Origin of the sequence: Amnibacterium sp. CER49, assembly GCF_029846255.1 — a bacterium.
In the GTDB taxonomy this organism is placed as follows: domain Bacteria; phylum Actinomycetota; class Actinomycetes; order Actinomycetales; family Microbacteriaceae; genus Amnibacterium.
This window is the reverse complement of record NZ_JARVWQ010000001.1, coordinates 1,419,270-1,436,208: the sequence shown is the minus strand read 5'-3', so window position 1 is coordinate 1,436,208 and position 16,939 is coordinate 1,419,270. Positions and strand designations below refer to the sequence as shown.

At 72.9% G+C, this 16,939-nt stretch carries 16 protein-coding genes; 2 read left to right on the top strand and 14 right to left on the bottom strand.

Annotated elements, in window-relative coordinates:
- Positions 1–15: 15 nt before the first annotated feature.
- The 3 genes from QDR37_RS06990 to QDR37_RS06980 all read right to left on the bottom strand — a co-directional run bounded on the left by QDR37_RS06990 (position 16) and on the right by QDR37_RS06980 (position 3,777).
- Complete coding sequence (locus QDR37_RS06990) at positions 16–1,602, bottom strand: CoF synthetase (protein ID WP_279712895.1); 1,587 nt, start codon at positions 1,600–1,602, stop codon at positions 16–18.
- Positions 1,599–2,618 (bottom strand): hypothetical protein, encoded by a 1,020-nt coding sequence (locus QDR37_RS06985; RefSeq protein ID WP_279712894.1) that lies wholly within the window; start codon positions 2,616–2,618, stop codon positions 1,599–1,601. The genes QDR37_RS06990 and QDR37_RS06985 overlap by 4 nt, the downstream gene beginning before the upstream one ends.
- Before the next feature lie 106 nt (positions 2,619–2,724).
- Positions 2,725–3,777 carry a zinc-dependent alcohol dehydrogenase family protein gene (locus tag QDR37_RS06980; protein ID WP_279712893.1) on the bottom strand — a complete coding sequence of 351 codons (1,053 nt, stop codon included), beginning with the start codon at positions 3,775–3,777 and terminating at the stop codon, positions 2,725–2,727.
- 134 nt (positions 3,778–3,911) lie between these two features.
- Between QDR37_RS06980 and QDR37_RS06975 the strand changes: the two genes are divergently transcribed.
- A complete protein-coding gene (locus QDR37_RS06975; protein WP_279712892.1) occupies positions 3,912–4,499 on the top strand; it encodes a nitroreductase family protein in 588 nt (195 codons plus the stop codon).
- Positions 4,500–4,686: 187 nt separating this feature from the next.
- Here the strand turns inward: QDR37_RS06975 and QDR37_RS06970 are convergent, their stop codons facing one another.
- The 5 genes from QDR37_RS06970 to dnaK all read right to left on the bottom strand — a co-directional run bounded on the left by QDR37_RS06970 (position 4,687) and on the right by dnaK (position 10,800).
- Positions 4,687–6,852 (bottom strand): AAA family ATPase, encoded by a 2,166-nt coding sequence (locus QDR37_RS06970; protein WP_279712891.1) that lies wholly within the window; start codon positions 6,850–6,852, stop codon positions 4,687–4,689.
- A gap of 78 nt (positions 6,853–6,930) precedes the next feature.
- Positions 6,931–7,356: a MerR family transcriptional regulator gene (locus QDR37_RS06965; RefSeq protein WP_279712890.1), complete on the bottom strand. Its 426-nt coding sequence runs from the start codon at positions 7,354–7,356 to the stop codon at positions 6,931–6,933.
- Positions 7,353–8,342, bottom strand: a complete 990-nt coding sequence (locus QDR37_RS06960; RefSeq protein ID WP_279712889.1) for a DnaJ C-terminal domain-containing protein — start codon at positions 8,340–8,342, stop codon at positions 7,353–7,355. The genes QDR37_RS06965 and QDR37_RS06960 overlap by 4 nt, the downstream gene beginning before the upstream one ends.
- Before the next feature lie 2 nt (positions 8,343–8,344).
- Entirely contained in the window at positions 8,345–8,944 is a 600-nt protein-coding gene (locus tag QDR37_RS06955; RefSeq protein ID WP_279712888.1) for a nucleotide exchange factor GrpE, read from the bottom strand.
- On the bottom strand, positions 8,944–10,800 hold the full coding sequence (gene dnaK / locus QDR37_RS06950) for a molecular chaperone DnaK (protein WP_279712887.1): 1,857 nt from the start codon (positions 10,798–10,800) through the stop codon (positions 8,944–8,946). Before dnaK ends, QDR37_RS06955 begins: the two co-directional genes overlap by 1 nt.
- Positions 10,801–11,025: 225 nt before the next feature.
- Between dnaK and QDR37_RS06945 the strand changes: the two genes are divergently transcribed.
- The gene (locus QDR37_RS06945) at positions 11,026–12,348 is read left to right on the top strand and encodes an MFS transporter (protein WP_279712886.1); all 1,323 of its coding nucleotides are present in this window, start codon (positions 11,026–11,028) and stop codon (positions 12,346–12,348) included.
- A gap of 16 nt (positions 12,349–12,364) precedes the next feature.
- Here QDR37_RS06945 and QDR37_RS06940 read toward each other — a convergent pair whose 3' ends face one another.
- The 6 genes from QDR37_RS06940 to crtI are packed head-to-tail and all read right to left on the bottom strand — an operon-like array spanning position 12,365 to position 16,938.
- Positions 12,365–13,255: a rhomboid family intramembrane serine protease gene (locus QDR37_RS06940; protein WP_279712885.1), complete on the bottom strand. Its 891-nt coding sequence runs from the start codon at positions 13,253–13,255 to the stop codon at positions 12,365–12,367.
- Positions 13,256–13,313: 58 nt separating this feature from the next.
- Positions 13,314–13,808, bottom strand: a complete 495-nt coding sequence (locus tag QDR37_RS06935) for a DUF427 domain-containing protein (RefSeq protein ID WP_279712883.1) — start codon at positions 13,806–13,808, stop codon at positions 13,314–13,316.
- Positions 13,809–13,840: 32 nt separating this feature from the next.
- The gene (locus QDR37_RS06930) at positions 13,841–14,701 is read right to left on the bottom strand and encodes a prenyltransferase (RefSeq protein ID WP_279712882.1); all 861 of its coding nucleotides are present in this window, start codon (positions 14,699–14,701) and stop codon (positions 13,841–13,843) included.
- A gap of 1 nt (position 14,702) precedes the next feature.
- The gene (locus tag QDR37_RS06925) at positions 14,703–15,008 is read right to left on the bottom strand and encodes a lycopene cyclase domain-containing protein (RefSeq protein WP_279712881.1); all 306 of its coding nucleotides are present in this window, start codon (positions 15,006–15,008) and stop codon (positions 14,703–14,705) included.
- Complete coding sequence (locus tag QDR37_RS06920; protein ID WP_279712880.1) at positions 15,005–15,331, bottom strand: lycopene cyclase domain-containing protein; 327 nt, start codon at positions 15,329–15,331, stop codon at positions 15,005–15,007. Before QDR37_RS06920 ends, QDR37_RS06925 begins: the two co-directional genes overlap by 4 nt.
- A complete protein-coding gene (crtI, locus tag QDR37_RS06915; protein WP_279713579.1) occupies positions 15,328–16,938 on the bottom strand; it encodes a phytoene desaturase family protein in 1,611 nt (536 codons plus the stop codon). Before crtI ends, QDR37_RS06920 begins: the two co-directional genes overlap by 4 nt.
- Position 16,939 lies beyond the last annotated feature (1 nt).

The window sequence follows — 16,939 nt, the reverse complement described above, 5'->3', positions numbered from 1 at the left end:
CGCCCGGGAGCCGGGTCAGGCCTGCCGGCGCGGCGCCAGGTGCGAGCGGTCGAGCCCCCACTCTTCGACCGCGTCGGCGGGCAGCTGCCAGACGTACTCGTTCTTCAGCTTCGCGCCGTCGCCGCGGAACGGGCCGGTGCGGTAGCCGTAGAAGGCGATGCTCGGCAGCGTGCCGTCGGGGGCCGTCTTGATGGCGTTGTCGAAGTCGCCGTTGCGCCGCCGCAGGTCGGCGAGCACGTGGGCCGACAGCGCCTCGGTGTCGAGCGCGGGGCCGGCGGTCGCCGCCGCCGTGAGCTGCAGGGCGATGTGCAGCTGCCGGTCGCCGCGCTCGTCCTCGAAGCTGATGAGGCGGTGGTTCTCGACGGCCTCGAGCAGCGCCGGCTCGCTGTAGACCACGTCGCGGAGCGCGTCCGGGCCGATGACCGCACCGTTGTAGTCGATCGACATGTCGGACCGGCCGTAGTGGAGCAGCAGCGGCAGGTCGAGGAACTGCTCCTCGATCACCTCGCGGTGCCCGAGCTCCTCGAGGATCGGCGTGAGCTCGCGGATGCGCATCACGTGCCCGCGGTCATGGATGTTGTACCGGATCCGCGGGTTGATGTTCTGGTTCCGCACGATGGTGACGACGAGCTCGCCGGAGGCGTTCGTCTCGACGAGGTAGTCGAACGGGTTGAACTGGAAGATCATCGGCAGCACGCCGTACTCGGCCTGCTTCGTGATGCGCGCGGCGAGCCGCGGGTCGTCGGCGATCGCCCGGCGGAGCGCCACTGTGTACTCCGTCTCGATGCCGAGGTTGATCTCGAGGTCGGAGGCGCCGTAGGAGCCGAAGGCGGTGTGGGCGTACCTGAGGATGTGCGAGCGCATCGTCTCGCTGATGCCCTCGCCGCCGAACGCGGCGACGATGTCGTAGTCCCGCCAGTCCAGGCGGTCGTCGTCGAACAGCGCCTTCAGGAACGGCGGGTAGCTGATGATGATGTACGTGTAGCCGGTGCCGAACTCCTGCATCGTGCGGATGATCTTGTCGCGGTCCGGGCCGATCGACTTGATCATCGTCACCTCGGTGAGCGACGAGGTGACGTTCATCCCGGTCGCCCATGCGCCGAGCGAGAAGGCGTTCAGCACGAACGGCTGCTTCGGCAGCCGTGACGCGGTGCGGGCGAAGCCGACCTGCAGCAGGTGCCGGGTCGCCGAGCGCTCGTGGCGTCCGCGGACCCAGCTGGTCGGCGTCCCCGAGCTGCCGGACGACTCGTCGACGACGACGCCGCGCCGGGGGAGCCGCCCGCCGGTGCTGCGCTCGGGGATGCTCCAGCGCTTGATGTACGAGTCCTTGTCCATCTCGGGCAGCGCGGCGAACGCCTCGCGCACCGAGCCCTCGACGCGCAGGCGTCGCGGCACCCCCCGCTCGCGGAGGAACGCGCGGTAGGCGGGCACCCGCCGCGCGGCGAGCTCGAACGTGTGCCACGCACGCAGCTGGCCGAGCCACCAGCGCAGCGGCTCGATGCCCGGCCCGAGGAGGACCTTGTGCGTGTGGACGCTGACCGTGAGGGGCCGCACGACGGCGTCGACCGCGGTCACGAGCGCGAACGCGAGCGCGCGCCTCATGCTGATGCCGGGAGGAGCATGGCGGCCGCCGGACGGCGGTGCGCGACGGGCGGCGGGCTGCTGTAGCCGAAGCGGAAGAGCATCCAGGCCATCCGGTCGCCGCCCTCGTCGGCCGAGACGGCGTCGGCGAAGACGCGGTGCGAGCCGGGGTTGGTGATGACGGTGCCGAACGGATGCAGGTGCACGTCGGCGGCGGCGAGCGCGAGCCAGAGCCGCATGAACGTGCGGCCCGCCTCGATGTGGTCGGCGGGGGCGCCGAACGGCCCTTCGAGCCAGCCGAGCTGCCGCACGCCGCGCATCGTGTTCAGGTACATGGTCCGGATGCCGGCCCCGACGACCGGCGCGTGCCAGAGGCCCCGGTGCCCCATCGCGAAGCGGAGCAGCGGACCGGGCATCAGCATCGCCTCGGCGGAGAGCCCGTCGGCCCGTTCGGCCGCCTCGCGGCGGCTGAACCGCAGCCAGGTCATGATCTCGTCGTAGACGGCGTCGTTCTCGAGGTCCGAGAAGAGCGTCGCCTGGTTGACGCGGACGACCCGGCGCACGATCGCGGGATCCGAGGTCGTGCGGAAGTCGTGACCGGCCGCGGCGGCGAGCGCGGTGAGCGGTGCGAGCACGTGCTCGGGCACGAGCCGGTCCTCGTACGGCCGCCTCGACGTGCGCCGCGCGAGGAACACGCGCAGCCGCTCCTCGTCCTCCGGCGACACCGTTCTGGGCTCGAGCCGGACGACGCCGAGCGGGTGCAGCCGGTCGGTGCTGCCGAAGTCCATCGGGCGGGTGTCGAGCGACTCGACCACCGTGGAACCGAGCCCAGCGGCGACTACGGCGAGCGACTCGAGGAAGACCCCGGCGCACACGTGCGCGAAGGGGATCCCGAACGACTCCGCCGGCAGCCCGAGGTCGAGGTCGTAGTAGAGCGCGGCGCTCGTGTCGTCGAGGGGCCGGAGCTTGATCGGCTGCGAGTTGTGCGGCGACGGGTACAGGCGTGCGCGCTCCACGATCTCGTCCCAGACCCGCACGCCCCCGCCTCTCCGCTCCGTCGGTGCGGCGTCAGAGTAGGGCAGCGGGCGCCTCGGGCGAGAGCCCCCGTTCAGCCGGTTGAACGGGGGCGGGGCAGCGGCCGGGTCAGGGCCGGAGCAGCACCTTGATCGCGCGGCGCTCGTCCATCGCGGCGTAGGCCTCGGCCACGTCGGAGAGCGGCAGCTCGAGGTCGAAGACCTTGCCGGGCTGCAGCCGCCCGTCGAGCACCTCGGGCAGCAGCTCCTCGATGTAGCCCCGTACCGGGGCCACGCCACCTGCGACACCGACGTTCGAGCCGAACATCGTGCGGATCGGCAGCTCGGCGCCCCCGTTCGGCACGCCCACGTAGCCGACCACGCCGCCGGGCCGCACCGAGCGGATCGCCTGGTCCATCGACTCCTTCGTGCCGACGCACTCGAGCACGGCGTCGGGGCCGATGCCGTCGAAGAGGTCCTTGATGCGGGAGATGCCCTCGTCGCCGCGCTCGGCGACGATGTCGGTCGCCCCGAACTCGGTCGCGAGCGCCTGGCGCGAGGCGTGCCGCGACATGGCGACGATGCGGGCCGCCCCGAGCCGCTTGGCGGCGAGCACCGCGCAGAGCCCCACGGCGCCGTCGCCGACGACCGCGACCGTGGTGCCCGCGGTGACGCGGGCGGCGCGCGCGGCGTGGTGACCGGTGCCCATCACGTCGGAGAGCGTGAGCAGCGAGGGGATCAGCTCGGGGGCGGGCTGGCCGCCGGGCACCGCGACGAGCGTGCCGTCGGCGTGCGGCACGCGGACGAGCTCGCCCTGGCCGCCGTCGGCGAAGCCCCCGAGGCGATCCTGCGCACCCCACCATCCGCCGTGCAGGCAGGACGTGCTGACGCCGTTGCGGCAGTTGGCGCAGGTCATGTCGCAGTCGTAGAAGGGCGCGATGACGAAGTCGCCGGGCCGGATGCGCGTCACGTCGTTCCCGACGGCCTCGACGACGCCGATGAACTCGTGACCGATGCGGTGGGGCTCCCGGGTCGGGGTGACGCCGCGGTAGGGCCACAGGTCTGAGCCGCAGACGCATGCGGCGACGACGCGGACGATCGCGTCACCGCCCGTCGAGAGCTCGGGGTCGGGCACGGTCTCGAACCGGATGTCGCCGGGGGCGTGGATCAGCGTCGCCTGCACGGCCTGGAAGCCTAGGACCCCCTCCCTCGAGGATCCCGACCGCCCTGGGAACACGGGGCAGGATGGATGCGTTCGCATCATCGGACGCAAGGGCGCGTCGACCATCCGCACTCCACAGGAAGGGCACGCGCCGCATGACGCTCCTCACCGACGACCGCCGCGCCGAGACCTCGGCCCCGCTCCACGACCTGCTCGCCGACCGCTGGTCGCCGCGCTCCTTCGACCCGGCGTACGAGGCCGACGAGGAGACCGTCGCCGCCCTGCTCGAGGCGGCCCGCTGGGCGCCCTCCGCGGCGAACCTCCAGGCCCGCCGCTTCGTCGTCGCCCGACGCGGCAGCGAGGCGTTCCAGGCGATCACCGACTCGCTCGCCGAGGGCAACCGCCCCTGGGCGGTCGACGCGTCGCTCCTCGTCGTCACGATCGCGCTGACGACGTCGCCCGAGGGCAAGCCGTTCCGCTGGGCGGACTACGACGCGGGTCAGGCGATCGCGCACCTCACGGTGCAGGCCCACGCGCTCGGCCTGCACGTGCACCAGATGGGCGGCTTCGACCCCGAGGCGCTCGCCCTCGCCTTCGACCTGCCCGACGAGGCGGTCCCCGTCACCGTGACGGCCATCGGGCGCGCCGCCTCCGCCGACCGTCTGCCCGAGCGCTACCGCGACCGCGAGAGCGCGCCGCGCACGCGCCTGCCGCTGTCGGAGCTCGTCCTCGTCCGCGACTGACCGCCCTGTCGCGGATCCGGATTTTCCTCGCGGATCCGGAAGAACCGCTCGACACGCCGTCTCCGGCCCGCTCGGAGGCGGCGTGTCCCACGAGAGATCCGGAACGGGGCAAGAAATCCGGATCCGCGTCAGAGACCGAGAAGGGGCCCGGGAGCAGCGCTCCCGGGCCCCTTCTTCCGTCCGCGGGTCAGCCGACCGGCACCTCGAAGCGGCCCACCACGAGCGCGTCGCCGACCGGCGCGACGTCGACCCGCACGGTGTCGCCGTCCCGGACGTCGCCCGCGAGCAGCGCCCGCGCGAGCCGGTCGTCGATCTCGCGCTGCATCAGCCGGCGCAAGGGCCGGGCGCCGTAGTTCGGGTCGTAGCCGCGCTCCGCGAGCCACCGCCGAGCGGCGGGGGTGACCGCGAGCTCGAGCCGCCGGTCGGCCAGCCGCCGCCCGAGGCGGTCGATGTACAGCTCGACGATCTCGCCGAGCTCGGTCTCCGACAGGGTCTGGAACACGACGATGTCGTCGAGCCGGTTCACGAACTCGGGCTTGAACACCTGCCGGACGAGCGTCTGCACGGCGTCCTCCTTCTGCTCCTGGCTGAGCGTCGGGTCGATCAGGTACTGGCTGCCGAGGTTCGACGTGAGGATGAGGATCGTGTTGCGGAAGTCGACCGTGCGGCCCTGACCATCGGTGAGCCGGCCGTCGTCGAGCACCTGCAGCAGGATGTCGAACACCTCGGGGTGCGCCTTCTCGACCTCGTCGAGCAGCACCACCGAGTAGGGCCGCCGCCGCACCGCCTCGGTGAGCTGGCCGCCCTGCTCGTAGCCGACGTACCCGGGAGGGGCGCCGACGAGCCGCGAGACGGAGAACTTCTCGCCGTACTCGCTCATGTCGATGCGCACCATCGCGTGCTCGTCGTCGAAGAGGAACTCGGCGAGCGCCCGGGCGAGCTCGGTCTTGCCGACACCGGTCGGGCCGAGGAACAGGAACGATCCCGTCGGGCGAGCGCCGTCCGCGATGCCGGCCCGCGTGCGCCGCACCGCGTCCGCGACGGCCCGGACCGCCGCGCGCTGCCCGATGAGGCGCCGCCCGAGCTCGGTCTCGAGGCGCAGCAGCTTCTGCGTCTCGCCCTGCATCAGACGGCCGACGGGGATGCCGGTCCACTGCGCGACCACCGCGGCGATGTCCTCGTCGGTGACCTGGTCGTTCACCATGCGCGGCTCGTCGGTGTGCTCCTCGGCCTGCTCGGCCGCGGCGAGCTCGCGCTCGATCGCCGGGATCTCGCCGTAGAGCAGGCGGGACGCCTCCTCGAGGTTGCCCTCGCGGGCGGCGCGCTCGGCGCGCATGCGCAGCGCGTCGACCTTCTCCTTGAGGTTGCCGACGCGGTTGAGGTCGGCGCGCTCGCGCTCCCACCGCGCCTCGAGGTCGCGGAGCACCGCTTCACGTGAAGCGAGGTCGTCGCGCAGCTTCTGCAGCCGATCCTTCGACGCCTCGTCCTTCTCGCGCTTCAGCGCGAGCTCCTCGAGCCGCAGCCGGTCGACGGCACGGCGCAGCTCGTCGATCTCCATCGGCGCCGAGTCGATCTCCATGCGGAGCCGGCTCGCCGCCTCGTCGATGAGGTCGATCGCCTTGTCCGGCAGCTGCCGCGCGGGGATGTAGCGGTTCGACAGCGCCGCCGCGGCCACGAGGGCCGAGTCGGCGATCGCGACCTTGTGGTGCGCCTCGTAGCGCTCCTTGAGGCCGCGCAGGATCGCGACGGTGTCCTCGACGGACGGCTCGCCGACGAACACCTGCTGGAAGCGGCGCTCGAGCGCGGCGTCCTTCTCGATGTGCTGCCGGTACTCATCGAGGGTCGTCGCCCCGATCATCCGCAGCTCGCCGCGGGCGAGCATGGGCTTCAGCATGTTCGACGCCGCGACGCTGCCCTCGCCGCCACCCGCGCCCATGAGGGTGTGCAGCTCGTCGATGAAGGTGATGATGCGGCCGTCGGAGTCGTTGATCTCCTTGAGGACGGCCTTCAACCGCTCCTCGAACTCGCCCCGGTACTTCGCGCCCGCGACGAGCGCGGCGAGGTCGAGCGACACGAGCTGCTTGTCCTTCAGGCTGTCGGCGACGTCGCCGGCGACGATGCGCTGCGCCAGCCCCTCGACGACGGCGGTCTTGCCGACGCCCGGCTCGCCGATGAGCACCGGGTTGTTCTTCGTGCGCCGCGTCAGCACCTGGCTGACCCGGCGGATCTCGGAGTCGCGGCCGATCACCGGGTCGAGCTTGCCGGCCCGCGCGATCTCGGTGAGGTTGATGCCGTACCGCTGCAGGGCGCTGCCGGACTCCTCCGGCGCGCTCGCGCCACGCATGTTGGCCATGTGCAGTCCTTTCGAAGCCGCTGGACGAGGACGTCCACTCGAGTTGAGTCCGAAGGGCTCAGCGTTATTCCACGCGGGTCAGTCCACGCGCGTCGGCCGCCACACGACGACCTCGGTGCGCCGCTGGGCGCGCACACCCTGGCGCAGCGGCAGCACGTCGCCGTTCGCGGTCGAGGCGAACACGCGCGAGCCGGGGCGGTTCAGCAGCTCGGTGGTGAGCGCCGACTCGAGCTCGCGCACCCGGGTCCGCAGGGCGGCGGCCTCGTTCTCGAGCTCGAGGATGCGGCGGATGCCCTCGAGCGAGACGCCCTCGCCCGAGAGCCGCTGCACCTCGCGCAGCTGCGCGACCTCGCGGAGCGAGTAGCGCCTCGACTTGCCCGCGGTGCGTCGCGGGACGACGAGGCCGAGCCGGTCGTACTGCCGCAGCGTCTGCGGGTGCATGCCGGCCAGCTCGGCCGCGACCGCGATCGTGAGCACCGGGTCGTCGGCGTCCACGTCGATCACCCCCGGGCCTTCGCGAGCAGGTCGTCGCGCGGGTCCTCCTCGGGGCTCGCCGCGGCGAACGCCTCGAGCGCCTCGCGCTGCTTCGCGCTCAGGTGGCTCGGCACCGCCACGTCGAGGCGGACGAGCAGGTCGCCCGTGCCCTTCGGCGTGGTGACGCCGCGACCCTTCACACGGAGCACGCGACCGCTCGACGTGCCCGGCGCGACCTTCAGCCGCACCGTCTCGCCGCCGAGCACCGGCGCCTCGATGGTGGCGCCGAGCGCCGCCTCGACGAAGGTGACCGGAACGTTCACCTTGAGGTTGAGCCCCTCGCGCTCGAACACGGGGTGCGGCTCGACCTTGACGGTGAGCACCAGGTCGCCCGGCTCGCCGCCGTCGGGGCTCGGCTCGCCCTTGCCGCGCAGCTTCAGCTTCTGCCCGTCGACCACGCCCGCCGGGATGCGGGCGGTGACCGGCCGGCCACCCTCGCCCTGCAGCGTCACGGTGTCGCCGCGGGTGGCGGTGAGGAAGTCGATCGTGGTGGTCGCCGCCACGTCGCGACCCGGGGTCGGGCCGCCGAAGCCGCGGAACCCGCCGGTGGTCTGGCCGAAGCCGCCGTTGCCGAAGAGGCCACCGAGGATGTCCTCGAACCCACCCCCACCGGCACCGCGGGACCCGGTGCGGGTGCCGCGGGCGCCGTTGAAGACGGAGCCGAAGACGTCCTCGAAGCCACCGGCCGCACCGGGGCCGGCGGCCGTGAACCGGGCGCCGGACCCCATCGCGCGGACCTGGTCGTACTCGCGCCGCTGCCCCTCGTCGGAGAGGACGCTGTACGCCTCGCTGATCTCCTTGAAGCGCGCCTCGGCCTTCGCGTCCCCCGGGTTGGAGTCCGGGTGGTACTGCCGGGCGAGCCGTCGGTACGCCTTCTTCAGGTCGGCCTGCGAGACCGACTTGTCCACGCCGAGGACCTTGTAGAAGTCCTTCTCGAACCAGTCCTGGCTGGCCATGGTCAGGAGGCGGGGGTGTCGACGACGACCTTGGCGACGCGGAGCACCGTGTCGCCGATGCGGTAGCCCCGCTCGACGACGTCGGACACCGTGGCGCGCTCGACCGCCGGGTTCTCGCGCTGGAAGATCGCGTCGTGCTCGCGCGGGTCGAAGGCCTGCCCGGTCTCGCCGAACGGCGTGAGCCCGAGCTTGCCGACCGCGCCGCGCAGCTTCTGCGCGATCGTGGTGAGCGGACCGCCCTCGGCGAGGTCGCCGTGGGCCTCGGCCCGGTCGAGGTCGTCGAGCACCGGCAGGATGGCGCGCGCGGCGTCGCCCACGGCGCGCTCGCGCTCGACCACGCGGTCGCGCTCGACGCGGCGCCGGTAGTTCGCGTACTCCGCGGTGACCCGGCGCAGGTCCTCGAGGTGGTCCTCGCCCGGGGCGGGGGCCGCAGCCGCCGCCTCGGACGAGAGGCCGTCGAGGAAGGCCTGGTCGGCCGCGCTGAACGGGCCGTCGTCGGTGCTCGGGGTCTCGATGTCGGGCCCCTCGGCTGCGGGCAGGTCGGTCGGGGTGCCCGGCTCGCCGCCGGGCACCTCCTCCGGGTCCTCGTTCCGGTTCGCCATCACGCCGCCGGGTTCTCGTCGTCGACGACCTCGGCGTCCACCACGTCGTCGTCACGGCCCTGCGAGGCGCCGGCGCCGGCGTTCGGGGCCTGCTGCTCGCCCTGCTGCTGCGAGGACGAGTAGATGGCCTGACCGAGCTTGGTCTGGCTCTGCGACAGCCGGTCGAACGCGGTCTTCACCGCGTCGTCGTCGCTGCCCGCGAGCGCCGTCTTCAGCGAGTCGACGTCGCCCTGCACCTCGTCCTTGACGTCGGCGGGGAGCTTCTCGTCGTTCTCCTTGATGAGCTTCTCGATCGAGTAGACGAGCTGCTCGGCCGAGTTGCGCACCTCGGCGGCCTCGCGGCGCCGCTTGTCCTCGGCGGCGTGCTCCTCCGCCTCGCGGACCATGCGCTCGATGTCGTCCTTCGGGAGGCTCGAGCCGCCCGTGATCGTCATCGACTGCTCCTTGCCGGTGCCCTTGTCCTTCGCGGAGACGTGCACGATGCCGTTCGCGTCGATGTCGAAGGTGACCTCGATCTGCGGGATGCCGCGCGGCGCCGGCGCGATGCCGGTGAGCTCGAACGTGCCGAGGTTCTTGTTGTCGCGGGTGAACTCGCGCTCGCCCTGGAACACCTGGATCGCGACGGACGGCTGGTTGTCGTCGGCCGTCGTGAAGGTCTCGCTGCGCTTCGTCGGGATCGCGGTGTTGCGGTCGATGAGCTTCGTCATGATGCCGCCCTTGGTCTCGATGCCGAGCGAGAGCGGGGTGACGTCGATGAGCAGCACGTCCTTGCGCTCACCCTTCAGCACGCCGGCCTGGAGGGCGGCGCCGACGGCGACGACCTCGTCCGGGTTCACGCCCTTGTTCGGCTCCTTGCCGGTGAGCTGCTTCACGAGCTCGCTGACGGCCGGCATGCGGGTCGAGCCGCCGACGAGCACGACGTGGGCGATGTCGGCCACCTTGATGCCGGCCTCGCTGATGACGTCGTTGAACGGCTTCTTCGTGCGGTCGAGCAGGTCGGAGGTGAGGTTCTCGAACTGCGCCCGGGTGAGGGTCTCGTCGAGGTTCGCCGGGCCGTTCTGCGTGAGCGACAGGTAGGGGAGCTGGATCGACGCCGTGGTCGAGCTCGAGAGCTCCTTCTTCGCCTGCTCCGCGGCCTCCTTGAGGCGCTGCAGCGCGATGCGGTCCTTCGAGACGTCGACGCCGGTCGAGTCCTTGAAGCGCTTGATGAGGTGCTCGACGATGCGCTGGTCCCAGTCGTCGCCGCCGAGGCGGTTGTCACCGGCCGTCGCGCGGACCTGGATGGTCGAGAAGCCCTCGTCCTTGCCCACCTCGAGCAGGGACACGTCGAACGTGCCGCCACCGAGGTCGAAGACGAGGATCAGCTCGTCCTCGCGGCCCTTGTCGAGGCCGTACGCGAGCGCGGCCGCGGTGGGCTCGTTGATGATGCGGAGCACGTTGAGGCCCGCGATCTCGCCGGCCTCCTTCGTGGCCTGGCGCTCGGCGTCGTTGAAGTACGCGGGCACGGTGATGACGGCGTCGCTGACCGTGTCACCGAGGTACTGCTCGGCGTCGCGCTTCAGCTTGCCGAGGATGCGCGCCGAGATCTCCTGCGGCGTGTACTTCTTGCCGTCGACCGTGGTGGTCCACGTGGTGCCCATGTGGCGCTTCACGGACGCGATGGTGCGGTCGACGTTCGTCACGGCCTGGCGCTTCGCGGTCTCGCCGACGAGCACGTCGCCGTCCTTCGTGAACGCGACGACGGACGGCGTGGTGCGGAAGCCCTCCGAGTTCGCGATGACGACGGGGTCGCCGCCCTCGAGCACCGACACCACCGAGTTGGTGGTGCCGAGGTCGATGCCTACGGCACGAGCCATGGGATCTTCTCCTTCTTCCGATGACGATCGGGATGGTCTGCGGGAGGACTTGCGTCCTGATGACTCAAGATTACGGGACGACGCCGACGCTGTCGAATCGTCGAGACCGAACTTGAGTTCTCCTTACTCAACCTCAAGGCGCCTGGAACATTCCCGAGGCCCACGGCGACGATCCCCCCGATCGTGGCGGTGACGGGGCTGCGGCGCGCCCCTACCCTGGCGCTCGTGACGATCAGCGTCCCGCCGGTCCGACGTGTCGTGGCCTGGGCGGCCTGGGACTGGGGCGGCGCGGCGTTCAACGCGGTGATCACGACCTTCGTCTTCACCGTCTACCTGACGAGCGACCTCTTCGTCGACCCCGCGCTGCCCGCGGGCTCCGCGGCGTTCCGCGGCGCGAAGGCCGACCTGTCGACGCGCCTCGGCCTCTGGCTCGCGGTCGCCGGCCTCGTCGTCGCGGTGCTCGCGCCCGTGCTCGGGCAACGATCCGACGCCACCGGCCGCCGTCGCCGGCCCCTCGCGATCGGCACGGCCGTGGTCGTCGTGGCGATGCTCGCGATGACGCTCGTCCGGCCCACGCCCTCGGCGTTCCTGGCGGGCGTGCTGCTCGTCGCCGTCGGCACGATCGCCTACGAGGTGGCGACCGTGCACTACAACGCGATGCTGCCCGCCGTGAGCACGCCGCGGTCGATCGGCCGGATCAGCGCCGTCGGCTGGGCTGCCGGGTACCTCGGCGGCATCGTGCTGCTCCTGCTCCTCTACGTCACGCTCATCCCGCAGGGCCCGCAGCTGCTGCACCTGCCCCAGGCGGACGGCCTCGGCGTGCGGCTCTGCGCCCTCGTCTGCGCGGTGTGGGCGGCGGTCTTCGCGGTGCCGGTGCTGCTCGCCGTGCCCGACGAGCGCCCCGCGGCGGATCTGCCGCGCCGCGGGATCCTGTCGGCGTACCGCAAGCTCGGGGCCGACGTGGCGCACCTCTGGCGCACCGACCGGCCGCTGCTCGGCTTCCTCGTCGCGAGCGCAGTGTTCCGCGACGGCCTCACCGGGGTCTTCACCTTCGGCGCGGTGATCGCTTCGACGGTGTTCGGGTTCGGCTTCGGACAGGTGCTGATCTTCGGCGTCGCCGCGAACGTCGTGGCGGGCGCGAGCACGCTCGTGTCCGGCCGGTTCGACGACCGGTTCGGGCCGAAGGCGGTCATCGTCACCGCCCTCACGGGCCTCGTGATCACCGGGCTCGCGGTGTTCCTCGCCCGCGGGGCGGGCCAGGGCGCCTTCTGGATCTGCGGCCTGCTGCTCTGCGTGTTCGTCGGTCCCGCGCAGTCCGCGAGCCGCTCGCTGCTCGCGCGGCTCGCGCCGCCGCAGCGCCAGGGCGAGCTCTTCGGGCTCTACGCGACGACGGGCCGCGTCGCGACGTTCCTCGCCCCGGCGCTGTTCGCGGCGTTCACCGGGCTCGCCGGCGACCAGGCGTACGGCGTGCTCGGCATCGTCGCCGTGCTCGCCGCGGGGCTCCTGCTGCTGCTGCCGATCCGCACGCGGGCCGCGGTCCGCGCCTGACCGCGCGGCGCGGCGGTCATGACGCGGAGAGCGCCGCCAGCACGGCGAGCAGCGCGCTGCCGCCGATCAGGATCGTCTGCGGCGTCCACGGCTTCGGCAGCGGGCGGTCGTCGTTGCGCCGGAGCAGCGCGAGGGCGCCGGCGCCGCCGAGCAGGCCGCCGACCACGGTCGCGAGCCCCGAGCCGCCGAGCAGGAGGATGAGCAGCAGGTTCACGCCGATCATCACGAGGAACCGGGTGCGCGTCGGCACGTCGCTCCAGACGATCACGAGCGTCGCCGCGAACACGCCGAACAGGGGCCCCGAGAGGCCGTAGGCCGCCTGCCCGGACAGCAGCGCCGCCGCGGAGCTGAGCACGGTCGAGACGCCGAGCACCGCGAGGAACCGCCGCACGCCGATGATCCGCTCGGCCTGGGGCGCGGTGAGGGCCCAGAACAGCGCGGTCAGCGCGAAGCCCACGATGCCGCTCAGGCCCGAGGGGGACACGAGGGGCGCGGTCACGAAGCGCCACAGCTGCCAGCCGTACGGCTCGTAGGCGGCCAGCAGGCGCACGGGGAGGTCGGCCGTGACGAAGCCGATGACCCACAGCGCGGCCGCGACCCCGAGCACGGTCCAGGCGGCGGTCGGCCGCCCGCTCCCGCTTCCCGCGAGGACGCGGCGACGGGTGCTCGTCCGCTTCAGGACCGCGGGGCGCCGCTTCGGGGCCGGCCGGGATGCCGCCGGCTGCCACTGCACCGAGCCGCCGGTCTCGGCGACGCACACCGCGCAGTTCACCCCGCCGGGCGACAGGATCTGGCACTCCGGGCAGATCGTGCGCCCGCAGCGGTCGCAGAGCGTCCAGCTCGTCCGGTCCGGATGGCGGTAGCAGGCGGACGGGTCGATGCCGAGCTGGGTGCGATCGGTGCTCACGGCAGAGGATTCTCCCGCCTTCTCACGCGCCCGTCGTGCGGAGCGCCGCGATCCGCCGTCACCAGCCGAAGGTGCCGGCGCCGCCCTTGAAGGGTCCGACGACCTTCGCGGTGATCCAGCCGCCGTAGAAGTCCCCCTCCTGCGGCGTCACGGTCTCGCCGGCGACCTCGCAGCGGTCCATGCGCGACGGGTAGACCGCGATGCGGCCGGCGAGCGACTCGTAGCCGCGGGACGGCGACGGGTACGTCCAGGCGGCGCCCTCGGCCCGGGCGTCGCCCGCCGTGAGCGTGAGGTAGCGCGCGGCGCCCTTGAACTCGCAGAAGCTCGCGCCCGGCGCGGGCGTCAGCTCGGCCGTGAACGCCTCCCGCGGCAGGTAGTACACGGGCGGGTGACTCGTCTCGAGCACCCGCAGCGCGTCGGTCGTGTCGGCGATCACCCGGCCGCCGAGCTCGATGCGCACGCGGTCCGCGACCGGCTCGACCCGCGGCGGCCGCGGGTAGTCCCACACCGACTCCTGCCCCGGACCCGGCTCGACGCGGCGGCGGTTCCCCATGGAACCCATTCTGCGCGCGGGAAGGACCGCGGTCAGCCGTAGACGCTCGCGGCGAGCGCGAGGATCGTGACGAAGGCGCCGGCGCCGTAGTTGATGCCGAGGAACCGCCGCCAGCCGCGGTTCGCCCGCTCGGCCGTGCCGTCGTCGATCGAGAGGAACGGCACCACCATCGCGAGGTAGGGGATCGCGAGGAGCGCGGTGAGGGCGGTCGGCCAGCCGGAGAGCAGCGCGAGGACGCCTGCGACCGCGTAGAGCGACGCGGCGAACGCGACCGTCCGGCGGGCGCCGAGCACGGTCGCGATCGAGTCGATCCCCGCCTCGCGGTCGGCGGGCACGTCCTGCACCGCCCCGAACGCGTGGCTTGCCATCCCCCAGGCGAAGAACGCGGCGAGGAGCAGCAGCGCGCGGGCGTCGAGGGGCCGGTCCGCGAGCGCGGCGGCGTAGACGGCGGGGCTCACGAAGTGCGTCGCCGAGGTGATCGAGTCGAGCACGGGCCGCTCCTTGAAGCGGAGGCCGGGCGCGCTGTAGGCGACGACCGCGAACACGGAGACGAGGAGCACGATCCGCGACGGCCAGCCGCCGAGCAGCAGCAGCGCGACGAGGAACGGCACGTTCGTGACGACCGAGGCGACGAGCACGGTGCGGTGCAGGCGCGGCGCGAGCACGGCGCCCTCGACGCCGCCCTTGCGCGGGTTGCGCAGGTCGGACTCGTAGTCGAAGACGTCGTTGATGCCGTACATCGCGATGTTGTAGGGCACGAGGAAGTAGACGACGCCGAGCACGAGCAGCACCGGGTGAACGGGTCGCTCGAGCAGCAGCAGCGCGAGGGCGAAGGGGTACGCCGTGTTCACCCAGGACAGCGGCCGCGACGAGGTGAGCACCTGCTGCAGCACGTCACGACCTCCGGTGCGCACCGAGCACGGTCCAGAGCGCGGGGATCCCGAGCGCGGCCGCGACGGGGTACGCGAAGTCCTCGACGGGCGCCGCGCCCACCCGGAGGCCGAGGATGCGCGACCCGTCGTAGCCGACGATGCCGAGGCCCACGATCACCGAGTCGAAGCAGGCGGTGAGCACGAGCAGCACGGCGAGCGCCGCGAGCGCCGGCAGGAGCACGGGCCGCCCGGCGCGCACCAGCACGACGAGCGACACCGCCCCGACCGGCACGAGCACGCCGAGCGCGAGGAGCAGGTAGGTGGTCACCGCACGCCGTCCCGTCGCTCGAGCAGCCGGGCGGTGACGGCGAACGCCTCGAGCGCGGTCAGGGTGAGCAGCAGGAGGAAGAACACCTCCTCGAGCGGCAGCTCCGGCGCGAGGTCCACGCCGACGAGCAGCGCCCGGTTCCCCTCGAAGAAGATGCCGAGCGCGATGCCCGCGAGGTCCCAGGCGAGGAAGCCGGCGATCGCGATCGCGAGCACCACGGCCGCACGGCGGGGGAACCGGAAGACGGCGAGGCGCAAGCGCGCGTCGAGCGCGAGCAGGCCCGCGCTCGAGACCGCGAGGGCCGCGAGGTACAGGACGTTCACGGCACGGGCAGCGGCTCGGCGGGCACGACCGCGGAGCGGAGCGGCTCGGGCAGCGGCCCGGCGCTCGTGTCGCCGCGGAGCCGCTTCACCACGAGCTCCGCACTGATGACGCACATCGGCAGGCCGATCCCGGGGATGGTGGAGCCGCCCGCGAAGTAGAGGCCGCCGACGCGGCGGCTCGCGTTGCCGGCGCGGAGCAGCGCGCTCTGCGCCAGCGTGTGCGCCGGGCCGAGGGCGGTGCCGTGCCAGGCGGCGAGGTCGCCGGCGAAGTCGCCGGGCCCGATGGTGCGGCGCACGACGACGCGCTCGCGGAGGTCGGGCACCTCGAGCCAGTCGGCGATCTGGTCGATCGCGGCGTCCGCCACCCGCTCGACCTCCGGGGAGCCGCCGCCGTCGACGCCGCCGCGCCCCATGCCGGGGTCGGCGCGGACGGGGACGAGCACGAAGAGGTTCTCGTCGCCCTCGGGCGCGACGTCGTCGGTGGCGCTCGGGCGGCAGACGTAGAGCGACACCCGGTCGGGCAGCGGCGGCACGGGACGCCCACGACGGGGCATGACCGCGGCGAAGTTCGACCGCCAGTCGTCCGTGAAGAGCAGCGTGTGGTGCAGCAGCTGCGGCAGCCGCCCGCGGACGCCGAGCAGCAGGAGCACGGCGCTCGGGCCGGGGGTGCGCTTCGCCCACCAGTCGGCGTCGTACGTGCGCAGGGCGGGCGGCAGCAGGGTGCGCTCGGCCGCCTCGAGGTCCATCGCCGACACGACGACGTCGGCGGGCAGCTCGTCGCCGTCGACGGTGCGGACCCCTGCCACGACCGGGCGCCCGCCCACGGTGCCGCGGGTGAGGATCCGCGCCGCAGGCGTACCGGTGCGGATCTCGACGCCCCGCTGCACCGCGACCCGCTCGACGGCGTCGATGAGGGCGCGGATGCCGCCCTCCGGGTAGAGCACGCCGCCCTCGAGGTCGAGCGCGCTCATCAGGTGGTACATGCCGGGGGTGTCGTACGGCGAGCTGCCGAGGAACACGGCGGGGTACTGCAGGATCCGGGCGAGCCGGCTGTCGCTGAAGCGCCGCGTGACGAAGCGGTGCAGCGACAGCGCGAGCATCGGCACGAGGCGCGGCAGGCCGCGCACCACCTCCGGCACGAGCAGCGGCTTCAGGTCGGCGAAGGTCGTGTAGAGGAAGTAGCGCTTCGCGGTGTCGTACACCCATCTCGCCGAGTCGAGGTACGCGGCGAGGCGCGGGCCGGCACCCGGCTCGAGCCGCTCGGCCATGGCGAGGTTGCGCTCACGGTCGCCCTCGACGTCGACGACCTCGGCGCGGCGGCCGTTCCCGGGCTCGAACACGACCCGGTAGCCGGGGTCGAGCTTCCGCAGCCGCAGCTGCTCGTCGGCGCTCGTGCCGAGCAGCCGGAAGAAGTGGTCGAACACCTCGGGCATGAGGTACCACGACGGGCCCGTCTCGAAGCGGAAGCCGTCGTGCCGCCACTCGCCCGCGCGGCCGCCGACCGACTCGGCCGCCTCGAGCACCGTGACGGCCCAGCCCTCCTCGGCGAGCAGCGCGGCGGTCGCGAGCCCGCTGATGCCGCCGCCGATGACGACCGCGCGCCGCACG

Bases quoted from the DNA above. Each gene is read 5' to 3' on its own strand.
- dnaK (WP_279712887.1), bottom strand. From the start codon at position 10,800: ATGGCTCGTGCCGTAGGCATCGACCTCGGCACCACCAACTCGGTGGTG.
- QDR37_RS06970 (WP_279712891.1), bottom strand. From the start codon at position 6,852: ATGGCCAACATGCGTGGCGCGAGCGCGCCGGAGGAGTCCGGCAGCGCC.
- QDR37_RS06935 (WP_279712883.1), bottom strand. From the start codon at position 13,808: ATGGGGAACCGCCGCCGCGTCGAGCCGGGTCCGGGGCAGGAGTCGGTG.
- QDR37_RS06955 (WP_279712888.1), bottom strand. From the start codon at position 8,944: ATGGCGAACCGGAACGAGGACCCGGAGGAGGTGCCCGGCGGCGAGCCG.
- QDR37_RS06975 (WP_279712892.1), top strand. From the start codon at position 3,912: ATGACGCTCCTCACCGACGACCGCCGCGCCGAGACCTCGGCCCCGCTC.
- QDR37_RS06960 (WP_279712889.1), bottom strand. From the start codon at position 8,342: ATGGCCAGCCAGGACTGGTTCGAGAAGGACTTCTACAAGGTCCTCGGC.
- QDR37_RS06990 (WP_279712895.1), bottom strand. From the start codon at position 1,602: ATGAGGCGCGCGCTCGCGTTCGCGCTCGTGACCGCGGTCGACGCCGTC.